The sequence below is a fragment of the Streptococcus cameli genome (genome assembly GCF_053207365.1).
On record NZ_JBRUIM010000001.1, the window covers coordinates 779,016 to 802,869 of the forward strand.

The window sequence follows — 23,854 nt, forward strand, 5'->3', positions numbered from 1 at the left end:
ATGTATTTTCAACGTTTAGAACAACTTGCACCATTGCTAAACTCTTTTCTCCAAGCAATTTCTTGATTTTCCAACGCACGCTATCTGCAGTAACTGGATTTTTAGCAATATAAAGCACATGATAGTGAGGTTTTTTATATTTCTGCCCCTCAACATTACTCTTGTCTTTATCGTGAAGCGGACTAACTGCTATCGGCACTCCAAGAGTTTCAAGCTTCAATTCCCAATCATTCGGAATTGATTCTGGATAGAGCAAAAAAGTAAAGTATCTTGATTTTTCTTTAGCCATAAAGTATAATATACCCAAACAATTCATTGTCTGTACTACGTTATTAACCCTAATTCCTAGCTTCTTCCCTGCAATTACAGTTCTAGCTAAAGAACAAGATACATTATTGGGACAATCATGACAAATACCCAGGAAACGGTAAAATTAATTTTGAATGGTAACTGAAATAATGAGAAATAAATTTCTAGCTGTCATCTATATTCTTTTGTCCCTTATTATCAGCTTTATCGTATTTTCTTTTCTCAATATAGAATTTAAGTGGTGGACAACCCTAGCAATAAGTACAAGTTTTATATATACATACTTAAATTCTAAGAAAAAATGAGTTGTATTTACAACTCATTTTTTATCCTCACCATCCGTCATCGCACAGTTTATTATTCCTCTTTTTTATCCTCACCATCCGTCATCGCACAGTTTATTATTCCTCTTTTTTAACAAAACCACGTTTACTACGCTGATAAGCACCATCAAAAAGCAATTTCATAAAACCAGTTTTTCCCGAAATAACCTCATTAACCAAATTTATATTTAATCCGTAAGCCTCTCCGTTTTCGTCAATAAAATCATACAAATCAAAAATGTTTTGAAGAGTATATGCACGAATAAGAGAAACCACTACGTTGAAAAGTTCTGCTTTTTCTTCAACATCTAAGGTCACATAGCGATCAATATCAAAATTATTGATAAGCTTTATATGAGCCTTATCATAAACATGTTTTTTCTTAGCAATTGCATCTTTGCTCTCATGAGTCAAATACAAGTATAAATTTGTATCGATAAAGGAATGATTTTATAATATAAAAATGATAAATTGATAACAGTCTCGAACAGGTATTCGAGGCTTTTTGTGTTTCAAAATCAGTTAAAAGAGAAAAACGAAAACTTGTCCCTAGGGGAAGAGTTTACAGTAAGAAAACAAGGTTAAGTATTCAGAATATTCAAACTGAGATATCAATCATTAGAAAAAGAATCCCTAAAAAACAGATTTTGTAATAAAAATCACAAAAAAATATTTTTTCAGTTTTTTATTGACTTTATCGCAATGGAAAGGCTTACAATTTAATTATAAATAATCTTTTTGTAAGAAAATGACTCATAAAAAATAATGGAATGGATTAGATATCCTATCTTAAAATCGTTTTTAAATTTAAAAAAATAAAATAAAAAAAGGAGGTTTGTATCATGAGTTCTGAAGCATTAGGAATGATTGAAACAAAAGGCTTGATTGGTGCTATTGAAGCAGCCGATGCAATGGTAAAGGCAGCGAATGTTGTCTTAGTAGGAAAAGAGCTAGTTGGTGGCGGGTTAGTAACGGTACTAGTTCGCGGCGATGTTGGTGCAGTAAAAGCGTCAACGGATGCAGGTGCGGCAGCTGCACAACGCGTTGGTGAATTGATTTCAGTTCATGTTATTCCACGTCCTCATTTAGAAGTGGAAACAATCTTACCAACAAAAGAATAAAACATTAAAGAAGGAGTAGTTTTTCCATGGGAGAAAATATGAATAATGGAAGTCGTGCTTTGGCTGAAAAACAAATGGCCGAAGCAACAAAGAAATTTCATTCAATGGGGATTAGACGTGGGATTATTTCAGGTTTATTTTATGGTCTTTATTCCTTTGTAGTCATGATTGTCAGTGGTTTTGACCCCATAAAGTCAGCTGTTGGCATCTTTGCGGCGCCTTTTGTAATGGGGGGCATTAATGACTTCCTCGGTGGATGTGCCCTATTGGTCAATGTGATTCGAGCAGGTAAGTTTAAGGAATTGGGCAGAAGTTTAGCAACTAAACCTGGAAAAATTATGTTGTTAGGTTTTATCTTGGGAGGTCCTGTTGCAAATGGAGCTTACCTAGTTGGTTTGTCACTTGCGGGAGCATTTGCAATTCCTGTCTCTGCAACTACCGCAGCTTTTGGTGCGTTATTCGCAGCCATTTTCCTAAAACAAAAAATCACTCCTCGTGTTGGTTTGGGTATGATTCTTTGTGTAGCTGGTGCTGTTATCTTGAACTTGGTAAAACCAGACGGTGCATCAAACTTTACTTTGGGAATTATACTAGCTGTTTTTGCAGCAATTTGTTGGGGGCTTGAGGGAACCATTTCTGCTTTTGGTGGAGCCATGCTTGACTCTGAAGTTGCTGTAACCCTTCGTCAAATTATTTCAGGTTTAATCCAAATGGTCATTATTGTGCCATTGGTTGGTGCAACAGGACTTTTTGTAGATATGTTAGCTGCTCCAATACCAATGATTCTCTTGTTGGTATCTGGAACACTTGTTGCCATTTCTTATGCAACTTGGTACCAATCAAATGCCATGGTTGGAACAGCAGTCGGTATGTCTTTGAATATTACCTATGCATTCTGGGGCGTTTTCTTTAGTATCTTATTCTTGGGACAAGCCCTAACACCAACAATTGCAATTGGATCCATTATTGTTATTTTGGGTGCGATTATTGTAACAACCAATCCATTGGATTTCTTTAGAAAGAGTGAGGTGTAACTAATGGGAATTTTACCAGCAAGAACTGCCGTTTTAAATTATATGAGTACTGTTGAAGAAGCAGATGTCCTCCAAGTGATGGAAGCTTTGAAATCTCAATACGGCAGCGAAAGACAATTTACAGAACCACTCTTTTTAGAACACCTCATGTCCTTGGAATGTAATGGATATGTGGATCAGGTTGGATACGATCTAGATGAGAATCAACAATTAAGAATTTTGTATAAAATCAATGCTGATGGCCTTGATGCCGTTGACAAATATATTTCAGCAGAATATAAAAGATAATCGGAGGAATTATCAATGAGATATTATGGTGGACAAGCCTTGGGCTTAGTCGAAACTGTTGGACTTGTTCCTGCCTTGGAAGCATGCGATAAAATGCTAAAGGCCAGCGATGTGAAACTCGTGTCCTACGAAAATGTCGGATCAACACTCGTAACCATTATGGTGGTTGGAGATGTAGCTGCTGTTCGTGCATCTGTTGAGGCAGGTGCAGCTGCTGCAAAAGCGATTGGGAAATTAACTGCTCACAATGTGATGCCAAGACCAATCCCAGCAGTTGGCGATATTGTATCAGTACATGATATTGATAATTAGACGCAAAGGAGAATACCGTGAAAAGATATCAAGCAATTGGGGCAATTGAAACATTTGGCTTAGTATATGTGTTAGAAGCAGCTGATGCCATGGTAAAAGCCTCTGAAGTAGATGTTATTGGTTATGAAAACGTTGCTTCTGGTTACATTTCGGTCATTGTCCAAGGTGAAACAGAAGCTTGTAAAACAGCAGTTGATGCTGGTGTGAGAGCAGTTGAAGCAATGGGGGCTGAAGTTTACAGTCATGTTGTTATTCCTGGACCACATGAAGAACTTCGTAAAATTGTAGACCGTTACTCATTAGATGTTTTATTGCCTGAGGCAACAGAAACAGAAGTTTAAAAAAGAAAGTGTGTAGAGTATGTTGTATATTGACAAAGATTTAGCATCCATTCAAGAAATCAGAAACCTATTGTTGAATGCTCAAACTGCTTTTGCTCAATTACAAGAACTAACTCAAGCTGATTTCGATCAGTACAGCAACACTTTGATTCAGAGTTTGAAAAGAGACGGATCCAGCTATATCCAGAAATTTGTAGAGCAAAACCATTATGGCAGGGTAGACGATGAGATCTTTTTGTGCCGAGAGTTTCTTAAGCGATTTGAAGAAACCTTGCAAAAAGAAACGTTTACAGGCATTATTTCAGGTAGTAGTCAGGAGAAGGTTATTGAAATTGGTGTGCCACTTGGTGTGGTAGGCGTTCTTTTGCCTGCTTACCCAACCTACACATTGATTGTAAATCTCTTGCTACTGGCTATTAAGTCTGGGAATGCCATGGTGTTGGTAGCCAATCAATTAACAAGACCAGCAACGATTCAAGCAATCTCAACCTTATTGGAATTGCTAGATGAAATGGGGTATCCAGAAGGCAGTCTTTCGTTAGCAGAAATTGCAAATGATGCAGGAATTTCGGAGTTGCTCTTAAGTGATAAGTTATCCTTATTGATTAATATTGGATGTCCAGAATACATCAACAATCAATTTCGGACCAATACACCACTCATTTATGGAGGAGAATCCTCTGGTCCTGTCTTTATTGAACGGACAGCCGATTTGGAAAAAGCAGTCAAAGATGTACTTCATTCGAGAAGTTTTGACAACGGAATCCTGCCAGGCTCTGAACAGTTCCTTGTGACGGAAAATATTATTGCAGATCAGATTAAGCAATTGATGGTGGACAATGGTGCCTACATTTTAACAGATGAAGATACAGCAAAACTAATCCACTTTTTGAAGGCATCAGAAAGAAATGTCATCAACAGCTACAACGGCAAATCGGCCTGCTGGTTGGCGAAAATGTCTGGCTTTACAGTTCCAGATGGAACTCAGGTTTTGGTTTCTGTTCAAGAGTACATGAACAATGAAGATTTTTTCAATAAAAAATTACTTTGTCCAATCATTGTGATGTACCGAGAACCCTATTGGACCCTGGCCTGCGTAAAATGTATGAGTATATTGGCTGAGTTGAGAATGGGTCATACCTTGACGATTCACTCGGCAGATTGGAAGATTATTCGAGAATTTGCTGTTGTCAAACAAGTTGGAAGAATTGTGGTGAATGCCCCAACAGCTTGTACCGCAACAGGTGTCAAATCGAGTTTTGCTCCTTCCTTGATATTGGGGGGCATCACAACTGGCCGTGGCTACCGATCAGAAAATATTACTCCAAGACACCTCACCTATATCCGTCAAGTTGGATTTGAGTAAGGGAAAATTGTAAATCATATTATCCGAGCAGTTGAAATGTCTAAAAATGAACAATCTGCTCACTCTATTTTAAAAGAGAGGAAATGTTATACAGATGGACATGAATGAATTCACAGCCAAATTAGAAGAGGCTACAAAACAATTAAGCGACGCTGAACGTGCATCGCTCGTAAAAATTTTCCAAAGTGTTTCAGAAGACATTACCAAACCTGAAACAAAAGAAACACCGCATCTTGCATCAGAAGGAACAGAAATACCAGATGGCATCACTCCGCGTTTGCAAGCTTTGAAAAATCAATATTTAAATGCTCGCCCAACCATTTCCTTGTTGCGTGCGATTAACTTGACCCGAATTTCAAAAGAAAATGAAGGTATGCCAAAAGCGATTCTTCGTGGGACAGCCTTTAAGGAATTCTGTAAAACAGCACCTGTGATTATCCAAGACCATGAATTGTTGGTTGGTGCGCCAAATGGTGGTGCCCGTTGGGGTGCTTTCTCACCAGATATTTCTTGGCGTTGGCTACGTGATGAGCTAGATACGGTATCTACTCGTCCGCAAGACCCATATGATTTATCTGAAGAAAATAAGAAAATCCTTGTGGAAGAAATTTTCCCATATTGGACTGGTAAATCTGTCGATGAAGCCTGTGAATCCCAATACCGCGAAGCAGGAGCTTGGGAATTATCCGGTGAATCCTACGTTTCAGACTGTTCTTATCACGCGCAATCTGGTGGTGGAGACTCCAACCCTGGTTACGATGTTGTCGGAATGAAAAAAGGGATGTTGGACATTATCGAAGAAGCGAAGGTTCATTTGGATCAATTGGATTATGCAAATCCAGATGATCTTGAAAAGATTTACTTCTACAAAGGGCAAATCTTGACAGCTGAAGGTGTGATCATCTATGCAAAACGCATGTCTGAACACGCAGCAGAATTGGCAAGAAAAGAAAGTGATCCAAAACGTAAAGCAGAATTGGAAATGATTTCTCGGGTCAATGCCAATGTACCAGCAAACAAACCAGAAACATTCTGGGAAGCAATGCAGTACCTTGTAACCATTCAGCACTTATTGCTATGTGAAGAAAACCAAACTGGACTTTCCATCGGTCGTGTGGACCAATACATGTATCCATTCTACAAGAAGGATCTTGAAGAAGGCCGTATGAATGATTTCCAAGCTTTTGAAATTGCTGGATCCATGTTCATTAAGATGTCAGAAATGATGTGGTTAACATCAGAAGGATCCTCTAAATTCTTTGCAGGTTACCAACCATTTGTTAACATGTGTGTGGGTGGTGTGACTCGCTCAGGTAGCGATGCAACCAATGATTTGACCTATCTATTGATGGATGCGATTCGCCATGTGAAAGTATATCAACCAACCTTGGCAACCCGTATCAACAACAAGTCGCCACGTAAATATTTGCAAAAGATTGTAGATGTTATTCGTGCGGGTGTAGGTTTCCCAGCATGTCACTTCGATGATAGCCATATTAAGATGATGTTGGCAAAAGGCGTTTCGATGGAAGATGCCCGTGACTATTGCTTGATGGGTTGTGTGGAACCACAAAAAGCGGGTCGTCTTTACCAATGGACGTCAACTTCCTACACTCAATGGCCAATCTTGATTGAAACAACTTTAAACCGTGGTGTACCACTTTGGTATGGAAAACCAGTTACACCGGATATGGGCCCTCTGGATCAGTACAACTCCTTTGAAGAATTTGAAGCTGCTGTTAAAGAAACCATTAAATACGTTACCAAATGGACTTCTGTTATGACCGTTATTTCACAACGTGTCCAAAGAGAGTTAGCTCCTGTACCATTGATGTCAATGATGTATGAAGGTACGATGGAAAATGGTCGCGGTGTTAAATCTGGTGGTGCTATGTACAACTTTGGACCGGGTGTTGTTTGGTCTGGTCTTGCCAACTATGCGGATTCAATGGCTGCCATCAAGAAATTAGTCTTTGATGATAAGAAATATACTTTAGAAGAATTGAACAAAGCCTTGGTTGCAGACTTTGAAGGATATGATCAAATTAAGGCAGACTGTTTAGCAGCTCCTAAGTATGGTAATGATGATGACTATGTTGATCAGTTTGCTTCAGACATTGTTGAATTTACCGAAGAATTACACCGTCAATACAAGACTTTGTACTCTGTATTGAGTCATGGTACCTTGTCTATTTCAAATAACACACCGCTTGGTCAAATCACAGGTGCATCAGCCTCAGGACGTCGTGCATGGACACCACTTTCTGACGGTATCTCACCAGACCATGGTATGGATGTGAAAGGCCCAACAGCTATTATCAAGTCTGTTTCTAAGATGGCCAATGAAAATATGAATATTGGTATGGTACACAACTTCAAGATTATGGCTGGTTTACTAGATACACCTCAAGGAGAAGAAAGTTTGATTACCTTGTTGAGAACAGCAAGTATTCTTGGAAATGGTGAAATGCAGTTTAACTATCTAGATAATTCAATCTTGATTGAAGCACAAAAACACCCAGAGAAATACCGTGATTTGATTGTTCGTGTAGCTGGATACAGTGCATTCTTCGTTGAATTGTGTAAAGATGTGCAAGATGAAATCATTTCACGTACAGTATTGACAAAGATTTAGTAAGAAAAGAGGATATTCTTTATTCATTCATCACCTAAAAAGACAAGTGAATCCCAAAGGAATTGATAATGAGGGTTAACAAGTCACAAGATTCCTTGTCTTTTGGTGATAATAAAGAAAAGAAAACTGAGTTTTGAGAACGATGGTTAGGAAGTAGTGATGGGAATGCAGAAGAAAAAACACGAGACACGAATCAATGTATTCAATGTACAAAAGTACAATCTTTACGATGGTCCTGGTATCAGAACGATGGTGTTTTTCAAGGGCTGTCCAATGCGGTGTAAGTGGTGTGCCAATCCAGAAGGTCTGGAATTTGGAACCAATGTCATGTACAAGGAAAGCTTATGTAAACCATACAATTCTTGTGCGACAACCTGTCCGCTAGGTCAGATTTGCTTCTCCTATAAAAATCCAGAGAATCCTAGTCCTTTTGATTATGCTGACAGAGAGCACCCGATTGATATTCGAAAATACAAAAAACGTCTTCCAAAAAAAGAAGATATTGCAGGGTGTCCTGAGGGTGCTTTAACTGTCGCAGGTGAATCAAAAACCATTTCGGAACTCTTAGAGATTATCCATGAAGATGATGCATTTTATGAAATGTCAGGTGGGGGTGTCACCCTATCTGGTGGCGAATGTTTAGCACAACCAGAAGGAGCGATTGCTTTGTTGCAGGCTTGTAAACAAGATGGCATCAATACTGCAGTAGAGACAGCAGGACATGTTCCCAATAAGGTCTTTCAAGCCGCTGCTCCATATGTGGATCTCTTTCTATTTGATATGAAGCACATGGATTCTAAGAAACACAATGAATGGACGGGAGTTGGAAATGAACGGATTCTAACCAACTTGAAATACGTCATTGAATCGGGCTACAACGTTAAGATTCGGATGCCAATGCTCAAGGGAATTAACGATAGTCAGGAGGAAATTCAAGCCATTATTGAATTTTTACTTCCCTACAAAGATTATAGTAATTTCCAGGGGATTGATTTGCTTCCCTACCACAAGCTAGGTGTCAACAAATACCACCAACTTGGTCTAGAATACCAGATTGAAGGCGATCCATCTCTAAGTCAATATGATTTGGATCGGATTGAATCCTATATTTTAGCTTATGATTTTCCAGTGACAGTTGTCAAACACTAATGTTGAAGAAAAGGAGGTACAGTCTTGATTGAGAATATGGGAAAGATTGATCGGATTATTCAAGAATCCGTCCCTGGTAAACAAATTACCTTGGCTCATATGATTGCTGCCCCGATTCAATCTGTTTATCAAAGTTTAGGTGTGGAAGAGTCCGGTGCCATAGGAATTCTGGCTTTAACTCCATACGAGACTGCTATCATTGCAGCGGATATTGCAGGTAAAGCAGCCAATGTTGATATTTGTTTTGTTGACCGCTTTACTGGCTCTGTCATGTTTAGTGGAGATGTCCAAAGTGTTAAAACAGCCTTGCAATCTATTTTGGATTATTTTAAAGAACAACTGGATTTCACAGTTGTCAGTGTGACCCAATCATGAAAAAAAGGCTCATGATAATTGCTCCAAATGATCAGGACAAGGTCAATATCGCCAAGCTCATTGAAGGAGAAGAGAAGCTTCCGAGAGTTCAATCAATGGTTTATCTTGAGCGAACGATTCAAATACCGAGTTCGTATTTGAGAGGTTCTGGCATGATGAAACATATCATTGCTACGCAGCAAAATGCCAACGCTATCTTAATGATTTTGTCAGCCGATCGCCCTTTTCCTGTTTATTCTCCAAACTTTGCCAAAGCCTTTCGCATTCCGACGCTTGGGATCGTATTGGTTGAGGGCTCAGAATGCAGTATCCAAGGGATTGAGCAGTGCCTCAGAGAATTGGAGGAAGCAAAGGTCGAAATGATATTGACCATTGACCTAACCGATAACAGTCAATGCCAACAACTCTTACAGAAAATAAATCTTATCGAAGAAGGAATGATATGAATACACAAGAATTTAGCGTAGGGCCTAAATTTGTTATGGGACATCATTCCACACAGACGCTTTCGCAGTTAGCTGTCAAAAAAGCCTATATCATTTGTGATCCATTTATGGAACAAAGCAAGAAAGTAAAGGCTGTAACAGACCAACTTGAAAAAGCGGGTGCACAGACAAAAGTCTTTTCGAAAGTTGTCCCAAATCCTACGATTGAAGTGATTGCTGAGAGTATCTCAGAAATTAAAGAATTTAAACCGGATTTAGTGGTTGCCCTAGGTGGCGGATCTGCGATTGATTCTACCAAGGCGGTCCTAAAAGTTTATACGGAATCTGAAAAAGTTGCAAAGCCCAAAATGATTGCGATTCCAACAACGAGTGGGAGCGGTAGTGAAATTACAGCTTTTGCAGTGATTTCAGATCCATCAAAAAATGAAAAATTTGTCATCATTGATGATTCGATGGTGCCAGACTTAGCCATTTTAGATACCTACTTTACCATGACTGTTCCAGCAGCAATTACAGCTGATGCGGGAATGGATGTGTTGACACATGCTTTAGAGGCCTATGTTGCAAAAGGAGCAACTGACTTTTCCGATGCTTGTGCTGAAAAAGCTGTTTCCTTAAGTTATCGTTTTTTGTTTGAAACATATAAAAACGGTGAGAATCAGTTTGCTAGAGAAAAGATGCACAATGCATCAGCCCTTGCTGGAATTGCATTTAACAATGCTGGGCTTGGTATATGCCACAGCTTGTCGCATGCGATTGGAGCCTTTTTCCACCTATCACATGGTCGAATCAACGCTATGCTCCTGCCGCATGTGGTTGCTTTTAATGCTTCTTTAGATGAAAAACAAGAAACCTTCGCGACGAAACGCTATTCTCAGATGGCTAACTTACTTGGCATCTATGGCTCAAGTCCAACACAAGGGGCTAGAGCTCTGATTTATGCCATTAAATGCTTGGCGAAACAAATGAATATGCCAATGTCGATTGAAGAAATGGGCATTGACCGCCAAGAGTTTCAAGCGATGATTCCTGAAATGGCAAAACGCGCCTTAGCGGATGCGTGTACACCAGCTAATCCACGTTCTGTCACACTTGAGGACCTAGAGGCCATTTACAGAGCCTTATTATAGAGGGTAAACGTGAAGGGAATCATCTAGATGTTCTCCAGTAAACGGATCACTTTGCGAGACTTTACAGATGTCTTAGCTAAATGAATGTGGAGAAAGAAGTTGTTAAAAGGAAAGAAGGTTAGTATGAAATTTTTAACTGAAGATGATTTACGCCTAAAGTATCATCAATTTCCATTTGACACGTTTACAGTTCATAAAAATCAACGCCTGACTCCTGGAGCTCGCACTTTCTTATTGGATCGCAAGATTGCAATCATTGATGAGCGAGAAATTCAGGGAAAACCGGGTCCATTCTCTAAAGGGAAAGCTTCAAGTCCACCAATGAAAAAAGATGTGGATTGGGCTAATGACAGCAGTTGGTTGGAATTTCGCTGTGAATTGTTGCAAGTAGCCTATGATTTAGCTCCCTTTGACTTGACGGTGGCACAAGAATTAACAACGTTAGAGCGTTGTCTCTCCACTCTTCTTGCAGGAGGTGAGAGTGTTTTACCACCATTTATTTCAAATAGTGAGCTAGCTGAATCAGTTGATAAAAACTTTATTGTTGGAAACCTCTCCAATGTTGGTTTGTTTCTTCAAACAGAGCATGGACGTGTCCTGACAAAGGTTTATCCACTATATTTTCACCTGATGAATCAGCTGAATGACTTGGAACTTAGCAGTGATGAAAAATTGACAGAGATTTTAAACCGTATCGGACTGCTAATTGCTCATTATTTACAAAAAAGAGAGGAAGTGAGCCATGACGTCACATCAGCTACCTAAAACGTGTGATCAATATGTTGAAGAATTTGAGCGTGTTGAAAAAAAGCCAATCAAAGGTACTAGCTCAGTGTATCTGACTGGTGTAGACTTAGGGACAGCCTATATTGTCTTAGTCGTCTTAGACGAGCAAAAAAACATTGTGGCCGGAGCTCACAGACCAGCATCTGTTATTCGTGATGGAATGGTTGTTGATTACATCGGGGCTATTCAGATTGTTCGTGAATTAAAAGAATCACTTGAACAACAACTGGAAACCGAATTGGTGTATGCAGCAGCAGCCTTGCCACCTGGTACAGACGCCCTAGATGGCGGAGCGATTAAAAATGTTGTGCAAGGTGCAGGATTTGAGCTAACAGCTCTTTTAGATGAGCCAACAGCAGCCAATACGATTGTTGGTCTTAAAAATGGCGCCATCGTTGATATTGGTGGTGGTACAACTGGAATTTCAATTTTAAAAGATGGAAAAGTGATTGCGTCTGTTGATGAAGCAACGGGCGGTACCCATTTTTCATTGGTCGTTGCGGGAGCTTACAAGCTGAGTTTTGATGAAGCGGATGCTTATAAACGGAATCCCAAACACCATAAAGAATTAATCGGGGTCTTAAAACCTGTCATTGAAAAGGTCGCATCGATTATCAAGAAAAGCATCGAAGGGATGGATGTTGATGTTATCTACCTTGTTGGTGGTACCAGCTGTCTATCTGGAATCGAAAGCATTATTGAAAAAGAAACTCAGATTAAAACCATCAAACCGAAAAATCCGATGTTTGTAACACCAATTGGCATAGCCATGAATTGCAGTCAGGATATAGCATATTAGAAAGAGGCAGTTATGCTTGTTGCAGAATTAGTAGATACAATTTGGGCAACCAGAAAATCCGAAAACCTAAATGGGGTAAAATTTCTACTAGCCGAAGTAAAAGGAGGCAGTAGAGCAGGAGAATTGATGGTTGTTGTAGATATGATTGGTGCGGGCATTGGTGACCGAGTTATCATCGTGACTGGCTCTGCAGCTCGCCGAATGATGGGCGATGATGATATGCCTGTCGATGCCGCAGTCATTGGTATTATTGACGACAATTATGATGAAGTCAAAAAACAAAATGGAAAAATAGAACGATTCTCATAGCTAAAAAAGAAATGACAAGTCTTGCAAAATTTCCCAGAAATAAGAATTGTTGTTTCCTTGTATCTTAGAAAAGGAGAAAATATGGCAAAATTAATTACAGCAAAAGATGTGATTTGTTGCCACGAAGCTGGACAAACAGTTTGTTGCATAGAACCAGGAACAATCGTGACACCAGCTGCGCGTGACGAAGCAAAAAAACACGGAATTTGTTTTAAAGAAGGCAAAGAAGAATGCAAAACTCCTAACATTGGAAAGGGATTAGATAGCATTACGTCAGATGAATTGCTTTGCTTGTTAAAGAAAATGTTATTGACCGGTGATTCAGAACCTGCAAAAGAAACCCCTCCGTATCGCTGTGTTACTCACGGGAATGGATTGAAAGTGGTCAAAGGTGGTACGGTACGCATGGATGACTTTGATACAGGAACGCCTGGAGCAAAAGTCGGTTTCCAAGAATTGGTCAGCAAGGACGAATCGAAGATGAGTGCTGGTTTCTTGACCATTGATCATTCCAGCTTTGCATGGAAATTACCATATGAAGAAATTGATTATGTGATTTCCGGAACGGTTTCAGTAGAAATAGATGGACAAACCTATGTTGGTCGTGCAGGAGATGTTCTCTTTGTACCGGCTGGTTCAGATGTTGTTTGGGGCTCACCAGATAATGCGAAAATTTTCTATACAACCTACCCTTCCAACTGGTCTGACTTGATGTAATGAGAGGACGGATGTATGAAAGCTTTAGGAATGATTGAAACCTACGGTTTTATCGGTTCCGTAGAAGCAGCTGATGTGATGCTAAAATGTGCAGACGTTACGCTTTTAGGAACTGAAAAAGTCAAGGGCGGCTTGTACTACGTTAGTGTGACTGGTGATGTTGGAGCCGTTAAAACAGCTGTTGATGCGGGAGCTGAAGCTGTTCGACGTCTTGGAGAACATTACCTACAAGGAGCACATGTGATTCCTCGTCCCGATGAGCAATTAGCAGAACTTCATCGATTAGCAACTCCAAGAAAAGACCAAGAAGATGGCAAGGAGGAGACTTCTTATCCAATAGCGTCTAGTACAGAAGTACCTATTGAAAAAGAGCCTTCAATCGAATCGGAAATCTTGCCAAATGAAAGTCAAGTTCCTATCCAAGAAGAAGTTGTGCCTAAAGAAACCCCTAACATGCAATCAGAAGAACTGGTTACAAAAGAACAAGAGATGACTTTTGATGATTACAAAAGAAAACTCAACAAGACACGAGCAGCTGATCTTAGAGCTTTGGTAGCAGAAAATGAACGACTTGAAATTGAGGAATCTGTCTTAGAAAGTATGATCAGACGTGAAATGATTGCCCTCTTGTTAGAGGATTTCCAAACGCAAAACAATGAAGAAACACAATAGGGAATATTGGGGGTCGAAAGATGAAGACAATTGATGTAGATCTCTGTTCGATTCAAGAAGCACGAGATCTTGTAAGAAATGGGAAACAAGCTGCCAATGTGATAGCAACTTTCTCTGATCAACAAATTGAAGCCATATTAAAAAATATTGTTAAGGCAGTAAGTGCGAATGCTTACTATCTAGCAGATATGGCAGTAGAAGAAACTGGATTTGGTAAGGTAGCAGATAAAGCCTACAAAAATTATGCAGCATCTCATCTTCTTTATAAGGAGATAAAGGAAGTTCAAACATCAGGAATCCTAGATTTTGATGAAACAAATAAAGTATTTAGTGTTGCAGAACCAATGGGACTCTTGTTAGGGATTACTCCTTCCACCAATCCTACCTCAACTGTGATTTTTAAATCCATGATAGCCATAAAATCACGCAATGCGATTGTATTTGCACCGCACCCATCTGCAAAACGATGCAGTAATGCAGCGGTGGAGATTGTACGAAAAGCAGCGGTTGAAGCAGGAGCACCTGAACATATCGTTGGCTCCATTTCCAATCCATCTTTAGCAGCCACTAACGAGTTGATGAATGCCAAAGATGTTTCGATGATTATCGCAACAGGTGGTCCAGGTATGGTCAAAGCCGCTTATAGTTGTGGAAAGCCAGCGATTGGTGTAGGAGCTGGTAATTCTCCAGCCTACATTGAACGAACTGCAAATGTTGAAAAAGCCATTCGTACGATTGTTGCTTCTAAAACGTTTGACAATGGAACAATCTGTGCTTCTGAGCAATCCATTATCTGTGAAGAAGTCAATAAAGATACTGTTGTACGGGAATTAAGTAAACAAGGTTGCTACATGATGAGTAAGGAAGAGACCGATAAGGTTTGTGAATTACTTTTTAGAGGCAATTCTCACGGTTGTAACCCAGCTATGAATCCGAAATTTGTCGGACGTCCTGCACTTGAAATTGCCGAAGCAGCAGGGATCTGTGTTCCAAAAGATACCAAGATTCTTGTTGGACCGCAGGCTGGTGTAGGCCAGGGGAATCCGCTCTCCTTTGAAAAATTGACCACAGTCATCGGATTCTACGTGGTGAAAAATTGGGAGGAAGCTTGTGCATTAAGCATTCGTCTCTTGCAAAATGGTATCGGCCATACCATGAGCATGCACACAGAAGACCCAGATATGATTTTACGTTTTTCTGCTAAACCAGCTTCTCGTATCTTGATTAACACTGGAGGAAGCCAAGGTGGAACTGGAATTTCAACTGGATTGCCGGTTTCTTTCACACTTGGTTGTGGAACAGGTGGAGGCAGCTCCATGTCTGAAAACCTTTCACCAAAACATTTGGTAAATGTAAAAACTGTTGCATATGGTGTCAAGGACGTAACCAGTTTGGTGGATGATCCAGAATTCCAATCCCTGCCAAAATTAGCCATGGCAACACCTGTATCATCAGATGCAGTTTCGTCAGCCAGTGTGCATCATAAAGCACATATAGAAGTTGCAGAAACAGTTGATTTCTTGAAACAGACCCCACAGTCTATTCAAGAAAAATTTGAAAAGAAACAAGGAACTGAGCCAGTAAAAGAAGCTGATGCATCAACAACGCCACCGACTTCTGGTGTGGATAACGAAGCAATCGTCCGGGAAATCTTATCTGCTCTTCGGCAAAAATAGGAGGTGACTTGATGGAAGAATTAGAAGAACTATTTTACCGCGTCATCGACCATCTTGGTGGAGAAGCACCATTAGAAGCCTCTCCTGCAGGAACATCTCTAGCTGAACAGCAAACACCAAAACCGATTGAACCAACGCCACAAACAAATAAGGATGTTGCAGGATATGCCATTCCTATCGGTGTCTCCAATCGCCATATTCATCTATCACAAGCTGATGCAGATGCTTTATTTGGTCCGGGATATGAGTTTCAACGGCTAAAGGATTTATCGCAAACTGGACAGTATGCCATGCAAGAATGTTTGCTGGTAGCTGGTCCCAAAGGCGTTCTTGAAAAAGTTCGTATCTTAGGACCGGTTCGTAGTGACAGTCAAGTAGAATTGCTCTATTCTGATTGTTTCAAAACAGGTATCCAAGCACCACTTCGCTTGTCAGGAGACATTAGTGGTACACCAGGGTGTACCTTGATTGGACCAAAAGGTTCCATTCAACTGAGCAGAGGCTGTATCGTAGCCAAACGCCATATCCATATGTCACCAGTTGATGCGAAAGATTTTGGTGTAGTTGATGGTCAAGAAGTCTCTCTGGAATGTCCAGGCAGTCGAGGGGGAATTCTTCAAAATGTGACCATTCGTGTCCATGAAAGTTTTAACTTAGAGTGTCATATCGACACTGAAGAAGCCAACGCCTTAGGTGTATCGGCCAAAAATAAACTAAAATTATTAACATAAAGGTAGGTAGTACATATGCAATCAGAAGCACTAGGAATGATTGAAACAAAAGGTTTGATTGGCTCAATTGAAGCAGCTGATGCCATGGTCAAAGCAGCCAACGTTACCTTGATTGGTAAAGAGCGTGTAGGTGGTGGCTTGGTTACAGTGATGGTTCGTGGAGATGTCGGTGCCGTCAAAGCAGCGACAGATGCAGGAGCAGCCGCAGCACAACGTGTTGGTGAATTGTTATCAGTTCATGTGATTCCACGTCCACATACCGAAGTCGAAACTATTTTAACCCATAAATAAGAAAAAGGAAGGTGTCTATTATGCAATCAGAAGCACTAGGAATGATTGAAACAAAAGGTTTGATTGGCTCAATTGAAGCAGCTGATGCCATGGTCAAAGCAGCCAATGTTACCTTGATTGGTAAGGAACATGTAGGTGGTGGTTTGGTTACAGTGATGGTTCGTGGAGATGTTGGTGCAGTTAAAGCAGCGACAGATGCAGGAGCAGCTGCAGCACAACGTGTTGGTGAATTGTTATCAGTTCATGTGATTCCACGTCCACATACCGAAGTCGAAACTATTTTAACCCATAAATAAGAAAAAGAAAGGTGTCTATTATGCAATCAGAAGCACTAGGAATGATTGAAACAAAAGGTTTGATTGGCTCGATTGAAGCAGCCGATGCCATGGTCAAAGCAGCTAATGTTGTCTTAGTCGGTAAAGAGCACATTGGTGGTGGCTTGGTTACAGTAATGGTTCGTGGAGATGTTGGCGCAGTTAAAGCTGCAACAGATGCAGGAGCAGCCGCAGCACAACGTGTTGGTGAGTTGGTATCAGTCCACGTGATTCCACGTCCACATACCGAAGTTGAAACCATTTTACCAAAGTAAATGGCAGAAAAGTAAGTTATATATGATTCATACGCCCATCCTAAGGTAGAGGGTGGGCGTTTTTACTAAGAGAGACAAGATTCCAAAAGTTAGGGGGGAGAAGCGATGACACATCAAGCAATTATGGATGGCAATACAGCAGCGGCACATATTGCATATGCTTTTAGTGAAGTTGCGGGACTATACCCGATTACCCCAAGTTCCAATATGGGAGAAAGTGTTGATGTTTGGCAAACACAAGGCCGTCAGAATCTCTTTGGTCACTCCTTAAAAATTGTTGAAATGCAGTCTGAAGCAGGTGTTGCTGGTTTTGTTCATGGTTCTTTAAAGACAGGTGCCTTGAGTACCACCTTTACCTCGTCACAAGGCCTTTTGCTCATGCTTCCAAATATGTATAAAATTGCCGGAGAATTACTTCCTACTGTTTTTCATGTGGCAGCTCGCTCCGTTTCAACAAATGCATTGAGTATTTATGGGGACCATAGTGATGTAATGGCTGTTCGACAATCTGGCTTTGCCATGATGGCAGAATCTTCTGTTCAGGAAGTCATGGATTTGGCAACTGTTGCGCACCTTGCTAGCTTGGAAACGAGTCTTCCTTTTATTAGTTTTTTTGACGGTTTTCGGACGAGTCATGAGTTACAAAAAATTCAGGTCTTAGATGATCAGGACTTATCAGGACTAATCCATCAAGAGGCATTGGATACATTTCGTTCTCGTGCGATGAGTCCAAACCACCCCACAGCTTCTGGTACCAATCAAGGACCCGATATTTTCTTTCAGCAGAGGGAGACGGTTAATCGCAACTACCAGATTACTCCCTATGTTGTAAAAAAATACATGAATGAAATCAATCGTATACAAGGAACGAATTACGATTTGGTGAATTACCACGGTCATCCAGAGGCAGAGCAGGTTATTGTAGCAATGGGCTCTGTCTCCCAAACGATTGAACAGACCGTTGAATACCTCAACAAATCCGGTCGAAAAGTTGGTTTTTTACAGATTCATCTTTATAGACCTTTTCCAACTGAAACTTTGCTGGAAAAAGTCCCATCTTCTGTAAAAGCTATTGCCGTATTGGATCGGACAAAAGAGCCTGGTTCAACTGGAGAACCACTTTTATTAGACGTGCAAGCCGCTTTCTATGATAGTTCGCTTCGACCTCGTATCATAGGAGGTCGCTATGGCATTGGTTCGAAAGATACGACCCCAGATCAAATTCTGGCTATTTACAATGAATTGACAAAGTCCACCCCCAAAAAACAGTTTACAGTTGGGATTGAAGATGACCTAACTCATCTGTCTTTGGAAGCAGGTCCAATTGTCGATTTGACGCCAAAAGATACCTTTCAGGCGACCTTATGGGGTTTGGGCGGAGATGGCATGATTTCTGCTAGCAAATCCATCCTTCATCTGATTGGACAGCACACAGAGCAAGAGATTCAGGGCTATTTTTATCATGATTCTAGAAAACAACGAGGCCTGACCATTTCACAATTACGATTTGGGAAACAGCCAATCCACTCCAGCTATTCGGTTCAAGAAACGGACTTTGTTGTAGTATCGACACCGGCCTATTTGCACAAATACGATATTAGCAAAGGATTGAAAAAAGGCGGAAAGCTATTACTCAACACCCCAGATAAGGCAGAGGTGGCCTGTCGTAAATTACCTAAGAAACTGAAAAAATACATGGCTCAGCATCAGATTCGATTCTATATTGTAGACGCTTTTCAGATTGCACAAGATGTTGACATTTTTCCCAGAACGAGCCTCTGTCTTGAAACGGCATTTTTTGAAATACTAGGTATTTTACCAGGAAGTCAAAAGGTCATTGAAGAAGATATTAAACACAGCTACCATCAAAAATCCCCTGAAAAGATGCTCAAGTATCTGGAGGTCATTCGACGGTCTACGGGAGCTGTCGAAGAAATCTCTGTACCAAGCGAATGGAGCGATCTGGCCATTGAAGATAGGGCGTTAGACGGAAAACTTAGTCAATTTTCTTGTCAGATTCAGCTTCCGATGAATCGTTTAGAAGGTGAAAAAATTTCAGTTTCCACCTTGGTAAAAAATGGCATGACAGCAGGGGATATTCCTCTAGGGCTTGCTCCACAAGAAAAACGCAATATCACTTGGGAAGTTCCTGAGTGGGATAGCAATCACTGTGTCCAGTGTAATCGCTGTTCCTTTGTTTGCCCCCATGCAGCTATTCGCCCATTTTTAGCAGAAGAAGATGAGTTGCAGGTGGCACCAGAAGGCTATCGCGTCATGGACTTTAAGGGCAAAGATGGCCTCATGTACCGTATTCAAGTCTCTATTGAAAATTGCACAGGCTGCGGCTTATGTGTTAGTGCTTGTCCAAAAGCGGGAAAAGCTCTAAAAATGGTTCAAGCCAGTCATGAGCGTCAAGATGAAATCAGCCAAGAAGTGGTGAATTGGGCATTTTCTCAGACGCTTCGAGTCAAAGAAAATCCTGGAAAACCTGGAACGCTTTCACATACCCAATTTGAACAACCACTCTTGGAATTTTCAGGAGCTTGTGCTGGTTGTGGGGAAACACCTTATGTCAAGCTCTTAACTCAACTCTTTGGGGATCGAATGGTTATTGCCAATGCGACAGGTTGTTCCTCTATCTGGGGAGCAATCGCACCAACAACACCGTACAGTAAAAATTGTCAGGGACAAGGGCCAGCTTGGAGCAATTCTTTATTGGAAGATACAGCCGAATTTGGATACGGAATGGTTGTCGCCAATGAAGCGCGCAGGAAAGCTCTAATTCCGATGATGGAAGAAGCCATGCGGGAAGCAGATACTGATTTGAGAGCTCTTTTGCAAGATTGGATTGACCATGTTGATCAAGGAAGTGGAACGCGGTCTCGCTCAACAAAGCTTAGTGCGATTTTGAAAGAATCCTGCCACAAGCACCCACTTTTCCAAAGTCTATACGAAAAACGTGATTTATTTGTCAAACCAAGCCAATGGATTATTGGTGGAGATGGATGGGCTTATGACATTGGCTACGGAGGACTAGACCATGTAATTGCCAGTGGAGCAGATGTTAATATTCTTGTTTTGGACAATGAAGTTTATTCCAATACAGGAGGTCATCTTTCAAAAGGAACCCCAAGTTCAGCTATCGCCAAGTTCTCGGCAGCTGGAAATGCTAGCTCCAAAAAGGACTTAGGAATGATGGCTATGACTTATGGTAATGTTTACGTTGCACAAGTTGCCAGCGGAGCTAATCCGATTCAAGTTATCAAGGCTTTTGAAGAAGCAGAGCGTTATCCAGGACCGTCCATTATTATAGCCTATGTTCCTTGTATTACCCATGGTTTGCAAGGAGGGATGAGTGAAACCCTGACAGAAGCTAAAGAAGCGGTCGACTCAGGCTACTGGTCACTTTACCGATACAATCCACTTTTAAGTGAACAGGATAAAAATCCAATGACCTTAGATTTTAAACGACCAGACTTTGGACAAATGATGGCCTTTATGCTCAAGCAAGAACGATTTTCAGCCTTGCACCAAGTCAATCCAGAAGAAGCAGAACGCTTGTTGGAGAAAACAGTAGCTCAAGCCAAGCGACGTTTTGAAAACTATGCGAATCTATCTGGAGACTATCTAACTATCAAAAAACAGATGGAGAAAAGGGAGAAAAAAATAAAAAAACAAAGCACCAAACAAGCGCCGGATGCCATTGAAGATATTTTGAAGCAGTTAGAGTTTTAAACCAAATTGCCTATGAACGACTTTCATTTTCATTTATGAAACAGTTCCACGAAAATTACGGTTTTTAATGGAAGGGGTTTCATATTTTGTGTATAATGAAAGGACAGTCTTAAATAACATTATGCTAGAAAGAGGAGGGGTATGGTAGAAGAAGGTTTATTTCCTATTGGGAAAGCTGCAAGTATAAGTGGCGTTTCTGCAAAGACACTGCGGTATTATGAAAGTCTAGGTCTCATTTTTCCAAAATACATTTCTGAGACAACTAATTATCGGTATTATGATAAATCGACTTTACTCTTGATTCCTATGATTAAGTATTACCAGCAAATTGGCTTAAACTTAAAGCGAATCAAAGAACTCATATTTTTTAATGGGTGTTCTACGCATTACCAATATTTACAACAGCGTAGAGATGAGTTAGAAGCAGAGCGAGAACGACTACTTGTTTCTATTACATCCATTGACGACTGGTTGCAGATGATTATTGAAGGAGAGATTTGTTTGCAAAATTATTTGTCAAATAAAGCTAATCCAAATATCAATCTCAAGTACTACCAAGAAGAACAATCTTACTATCACATTAAACAACCCTATAACTATTGCCATAAAGAATCCATCATCAACCTAGAATGGACAAAATTTTTAGAAGAAAAGGAATTAGAAGTATCTGGTCCAGTTATCTTAAAATACGATTCTTATGAGAAAAAAATGGCAGGAGAAATAAAATTTTCAACTATTCTGCAACATGTATTGCCAGAAGCGTCAGATTACGGTAAGTTTGGTGGTTTCATGGCCCTGAGCTGTTACCATATCGGTTCTCTGGATAAGATTCAGGAAACCTATCAAAACATGATCGATTTTGCGAATGAAAACCAGTATGAATTAAAAGAAGAATGCTTTGAACGCCATGTCATCGACTACTGGGTAACTCAGAACGAGGACGAATTTGTTACAGAAATTATCATGCCGATTATTAAAAAAGATGAGCTCAACTTGCGTTCACGCAAATGAAATTTTATAGAAGATTTGCTGTATACATAAAAAGTCGCAATTTTACCGTAAGATAAAATTGTGGCTTTTCTTGTATTTTAAGGGTTGGGAAGACAATGATTGGAAAAATATCATTTTTATGATAAAATGAAGAGAATGATTAAAGCTAAAAAAGGAGTAGCCATGGCTTTCGGAGAAGAAAAACACAAAAAAACAACATTTGAAAAAGTGACTATGGTTGTCATTATCTTGATGGTGTTGGCAACAATTGCTGGACTCGTATTTCCAGCCATTAGTGCACTCTTGTAAGAAACGCTTTTTAGCGTTTTTTCTAATGAAAAGAAAGGAAATAGGAGTGGCAACTTCCAGCCCTCTTATGCAGAAACAGTATGAGTATGTTTTTAGATACTGCCAAGATTACAGTGAAGGCAGGTAAAGGTGGCGATGGCATGGTGGCCTTTCGCCGGGAAAAATACGTCCCTAATGGCGGTCCTTGGGGTGGCGATGGCGGCAAAGGTGGATCGGTAGTCTTTCGTGTCGATGAAGGTCTACGTACCTTGATGGATTTTCGCTACAACCGCAAATTCAAAGCCAAAGATGGTGAAAAAGGGATGACCAAAGGCATGCACGGCCGTGGATCAGATGACTTGATTGTCCGCATTCCTCCTGGCACGACCGTTCGGGATGCTGAGACCAACAAGGTCATTACAGACTTGGTTGAAAATGGACAAGAATTTGTCATTGCCCGTGGTGGTCGTGGTGGCCGTGGAAATATCCGCTTTGCCACACCCAAAAATCCAGCACCTGAAATCTCTGAAAATGGAGAACCAGGAGAAGAACGGTCTCTCTCCTTGGAATTGAAAGTCCTCGCGGATGTTGGGCTCGTTGGATTTCCATCTGTTGGGAAATCAACCTTATTGAGTGTTATTACCTCAGCCAAACCAAAGATTGGTGCCTATCACTTTACAACGATTGTACCAAACCTTGGCATGGTCCGAACTAAATCAGGCGAATCTTTTGCGGTCGCTGACTTACCAGGATTGATTGAGGGAGCTAGTCAAGGTGTGGGGTTAGGGACTCAGTTCCTCCGTCACATCGAGCGGACCCGGGTTATCCTTCATGTGATTGATATGTCAGCTGCGGAAGGACGTGATCCATTTGACGATTACCTCTCGATTAACAATGAGTTGGAAACCTACAATCTTCGCTTGATGGAACGTCCGCAAATCATTGTAGCCAACAAGATGGACATGCCAGAATCAGAAGAGAACTTGAAAACTTTCAAAGAAAAATTGGCAGCACAATACGATGAATTCGATGAATTGCCTATGATTTTCCCAATTTCTTCTTTGGCTCATCAGGGTTTGGACAATCTCTTAGAAGCAACTGCTGAATTGCTGGATAAAACACCAGAATTCCTCTTGTATGATGAAACTGACTTCCAAGAAGAAGACGAAGTATACTATGGCTTCCAAGATGACAAACCAGCCTTTGAAATCACACGTGACGATGATGCTGCTTGGGTCTTGTCTGGTGAGAAGTTGGAACGGCTCTTTGTCATGACCAATATGGACCGTGATGAATCAGTGATGAAGTTTGCCCGTCAATTACGTGGAATGGGAGTTGATGAAGCCCTTCGTGCGCGTGGTGCCAAGGACGGCGACATTGTGCGCCTCGGCAATTTCGAGTTTGAATTTGTGGATTAAGGATAGAAATACTGTTAGGTTGTA

The 23,854-nt window shown here is 40.6% G+C and carries 26 protein-coding genes and 1 pseudogene; 25 read left to right on the forward strand and 2 right to left on the reverse strand.

The features are described 5' to 3' along the window. Positions 1–4 precede the first annotated feature (4 nt). A pseudogene (locus ACVR1I_RS03880) lies at positions 5–289 on the reverse strand (Rep family protein); the annotation flags it as partial. 421 nt (positions 290–710) lie between these two features. Next, positions 711–1,052 carry a hypothetical protein gene (locus ACVR1I_RS03885; RefSeq protein ID WP_522732206.1) on the reverse strand — a complete coding sequence of 114 codons (342 nt, stop codon included), beginning with the start codon at positions 1,050–1,052 and terminating at the stop codon, positions 711–713. A 422-nt stretch (positions 1,053–1,474) separates the two neighbouring features. Between ACVR1I_RS03885 and ACVR1I_RS03890 the strand changes: the two genes are divergently transcribed. The 25 genes from ACVR1I_RS03890 to obgE all read left to right on the forward strand — a co-directional run bounded on the left by ACVR1I_RS03890 (position 1,475) and on the right by obgE (position 23,830). Further along, positions 1,475–1,753: a BMC domain-containing protein gene (locus tag ACVR1I_RS03890; RefSeq protein ID WP_447442729.1), complete on the forward strand. Its 279-nt coding sequence runs from the start codon at positions 1,475–1,477 to the stop codon at positions 1,751–1,753. A 38-nt stretch (positions 1,754–1,791) separates the two neighbouring features. Continuing rightward, positions 1,792–2,787, forward strand: coding sequence for a DMT family transporter (locus ACVR1I_RS03895; protein ID WP_447442730.1), 996 nt, complete (start codon positions 1,792–1,794; stop codon positions 2,785–2,787). A gap of 3 nt (positions 2,788–2,790) precedes the next feature. Further along, on the forward strand, positions 2,791–3,075 hold the full coding sequence (locus ACVR1I_RS03900; RefSeq protein WP_447442731.1) for a hypothetical protein: 285 nt from the start codon (positions 2,791–2,793) through the stop codon (positions 3,073–3,075). Positions 3,076–3,090: 15 nt separating this feature from the next. After that, positions 3,091–3,387, forward strand: coding sequence for a BMC domain-containing protein (locus ACVR1I_RS03905; protein WP_447442732.1), 297 nt, complete (start codon positions 3,091–3,093; stop codon positions 3,385–3,387). Positions 3,388–3,404: 17 nt separating this feature from the next. Further along, entirely contained in the window at positions 3,405–3,728 is a 324-nt protein-coding gene (locus ACVR1I_RS03910; RefSeq protein WP_447442733.1) for a BMC domain-containing protein, read from the forward strand. A gap of 19 nt (positions 3,729–3,747) precedes the next feature. Next, on the forward strand, positions 3,748–5,094 hold the full coding sequence (locus ACVR1I_RS03915; RefSeq protein ID WP_447442734.1) for an aldehyde dehydrogenase family protein: 1,347 nt from the start codon (positions 3,748–3,750) through the stop codon (positions 5,092–5,094). A 94-nt stretch (positions 5,095–5,188) separates the two neighbouring features. Next, positions 5,189–7,729 carry a choline trimethylamine-lyase gene (gene cutC, locus ACVR1I_RS03920; RefSeq protein ID WP_447442735.1) on the forward strand — a complete coding sequence of 847 codons (2,541 nt, stop codon included), beginning with the start codon at positions 5,189–5,191 and terminating at the stop codon, positions 7,727–7,729. Between the two features lie 159 nt (positions 7,730–7,888). After that, the gene (gene cutD / locus ACVR1I_RS03925) at positions 7,889–8,878 is read left to right on the forward strand and encodes a choline TMA-lyase-activating enzyme (RefSeq protein ID WP_447442736.1); all 990 of its coding nucleotides are present in this window, start codon (positions 7,889–7,891) and stop codon (positions 8,876–8,878) included. 36 nt (positions 8,879–8,914) lie between these two features. Further along, a complete protein-coding gene (locus tag ACVR1I_RS03930; protein WP_447443009.1) occupies positions 8,915–9,253 on the forward strand; it encodes a BMC domain-containing protein in 339 nt (112 codons plus the stop codon). An 11-nt stretch (positions 9,254–9,264) separates the two neighbouring features. After that, entirely contained in the window at positions 9,265–9,699 is a 435-nt protein-coding gene (locus ACVR1I_RS03935; protein WP_447442737.1) for a EutP/PduV family microcompartment system protein, read from the forward strand. Further along, positions 9,696–10,829 carry a 1-propanol dehydrogenase PduQ gene (locus ACVR1I_RS03940; protein WP_447442738.1) on the forward strand — a complete coding sequence of 378 codons (1,134 nt, stop codon included), beginning with the start codon at positions 9,696–9,698 and terminating at the stop codon, positions 10,827–10,829. The genes ACVR1I_RS03935 and ACVR1I_RS03940 overlap by 4 nt, the downstream gene beginning before the upstream one ends. Positions 10,830–10,952: 123 nt before the next feature. Beyond that, complete coding sequence (locus tag ACVR1I_RS03945; RefSeq protein WP_447442739.1) at positions 10,953–11,594, forward strand: hypothetical protein; 642 nt, start codon at positions 10,953–10,955, stop codon at positions 11,592–11,594. Further along, the gene (gene eutJ, locus ACVR1I_RS03950) at positions 11,572–12,414 is read left to right on the forward strand and encodes an ethanolamine utilization protein EutJ (RefSeq protein WP_447442740.1); all 843 of its coding nucleotides are present in this window, start codon (positions 11,572–11,574) and stop codon (positions 12,412–12,414) included. The genes ACVR1I_RS03945 and eutJ overlap by 23 nt, the downstream gene beginning before the upstream one ends. Positions 12,415–12,426: 12 nt before the next feature. Next, positions 12,427–12,723 carry a EutN/CcmL family microcompartment protein gene (locus ACVR1I_RS03955; RefSeq protein WP_447442741.1) on the forward strand — a complete coding sequence of 99 codons (297 nt, stop codon included), beginning with the start codon at positions 12,427–12,429 and terminating at the stop codon, positions 12,721–12,723. An 81-nt stretch (positions 12,724–12,804) separates the two neighbouring features. After that, positions 12,805–13,440, forward strand: coding sequence for a EutQ-related cupin domain-containing protein (locus tag ACVR1I_RS03960; RefSeq protein ID WP_447442742.1), 636 nt, complete (start codon positions 12,805–12,807; stop codon positions 13,438–13,440). Positions 13,441–13,455: 15 nt separating this feature from the next. Continuing rightward, the gene (locus tag ACVR1I_RS03965) at positions 13,456–14,112 is read left to right on the forward strand and encodes a BMC domain-containing protein (RefSeq protein ID WP_447442743.1); all 657 of its coding nucleotides are present in this window, start codon (positions 13,456–13,458) and stop codon (positions 14,110–14,112) included. Between the two features lie 20 nt (positions 14,113–14,132). Then, complete coding sequence (locus ACVR1I_RS03970; RefSeq protein WP_447442744.1) at positions 14,133–15,788, forward strand: acetaldehyde dehydrogenase (acetylating); 1,656 nt, start codon at positions 14,133–14,135, stop codon at positions 15,786–15,788. An 11-nt stretch (positions 15,789–15,799) separates the two neighbouring features. After that, a complete protein-coding gene (locus tag ACVR1I_RS03975) occupies positions 15,800–16,519 on the forward strand; it encodes a phosphate propanoyltransferase (RefSeq protein WP_447442745.1) in 720 nt (239 codons plus the stop codon). Between the two features lie 15 nt (positions 16,520–16,534). Next, entirely contained in the window at positions 16,535–16,810 is a 276-nt protein-coding gene (locus tag ACVR1I_RS03980) for a BMC domain-containing protein (RefSeq protein ID WP_447442746.1), read from the forward strand. A gap of 20 nt (positions 16,811–16,830) precedes the next feature. Further along, positions 16,831–17,106, forward strand: coding sequence for a BMC domain-containing protein (locus tag ACVR1I_RS03985; RefSeq protein WP_447442747.1), 276 nt, complete (start codon positions 16,831–16,833; stop codon positions 17,104–17,106). Between the two features lie 20 nt (positions 17,107–17,126). Beyond that, positions 17,127–17,399 carry an ethanolamine utilization microcompartment protein EutM gene (eutM, locus tag ACVR1I_RS03990; protein WP_447442748.1) on the forward strand — a complete coding sequence of 91 codons (273 nt, stop codon included), beginning with the start codon at positions 17,127–17,129 and terminating at the stop codon, positions 17,397–17,399. 105 nt (positions 17,400–17,504) lie between these two features. Continuing rightward, positions 17,505–21,134 carry a pyruvate:ferredoxin (flavodoxin) oxidoreductase gene (gene nifJ, locus ACVR1I_RS03995; RefSeq protein ID WP_447442749.1) on the forward strand — a complete coding sequence of 1,210 codons (3,630 nt, stop codon included), beginning with the start codon at positions 17,505–17,507 and terminating at the stop codon, positions 21,132–21,134. A 141-nt stretch (positions 21,135–21,275) separates the two neighbouring features. Beyond that, the gene (locus ACVR1I_RS04000; protein ID WP_447442750.1) at positions 21,276–22,145 is read left to right on the forward strand and encodes a MerR family transcriptional regulator; all 870 of its coding nucleotides are present in this window, start codon (positions 21,276–21,278) and stop codon (positions 22,143–22,145) included. A 162-nt stretch (positions 22,146–22,307) separates the two neighbouring features. Beyond that, on the forward strand, positions 22,308–22,433 hold the full coding sequence (locus tag ACVR1I_RS04005) for a DUF4044 domain-containing protein (protein WP_447443010.1): 126 nt from the start codon (positions 22,308–22,310) through the stop codon (positions 22,431–22,433). Positions 22,434–22,513: 80 nt separating this feature from the next. After that, positions 22,514–23,830, forward strand: a complete 1,317-nt coding sequence (gene obgE / locus ACVR1I_RS04010) for a GTPase ObgE (RefSeq protein ID WP_447442751.1) — start codon at positions 22,514–22,516, stop codon at positions 23,828–23,830. Positions 23,831–23,854: the final 24 nt, after the last annotated feature.